Origin of the sequence: Parvimonas sp. D2, from assembly GCF_035282635.1 — a bacterium.
Classification (GTDB): domain Bacteria; phylum Bacillota; class Clostridia; order Tissierellales; family Peptoniphilaceae; genus Parvimonas.
This window is the reverse complement of sequence record NZ_JAYKBO010000071.1, coordinates 1-255: the sequence shown is the minus strand read 5'-3', so window position 1 is coordinate 255 and position 255 is coordinate 1. Positions and strand designations below refer to the sequence as shown.

General features: G+C 33.7%; 1 protein-coding gene. It reads right to left on the bottom strand.

The features are described from left to right. A partial coding sequence (locus tag VJI77_RS07620; protein WP_323989002.1) for a DUF417 family protein occupies positions 1-255 on the bottom strand: 255 nt, incomplete at both ends.

Here is a 255-nt window from a genome sequence, read left to right as displayed (position 1 = left end):
AAGGATAAAGTAACCAGCGACATAATAAACGCCAAAAAACTACCTACCGCTGACAATGCCGGAAATAAAGGGTATAAAGCAATGAATAATCCGATTAATACAATAACTGCCCCCAATCCATACGAAAACAAATAGGTATTATTCTCTTGGTGCCAAACAATATTATCAGGTTTGTATTCACCTTCTTTATTCATGTATTTTTTATATTCGGGAGCATCATATTTATAAAAAAAACTCATCATGGGACTGTTTGCA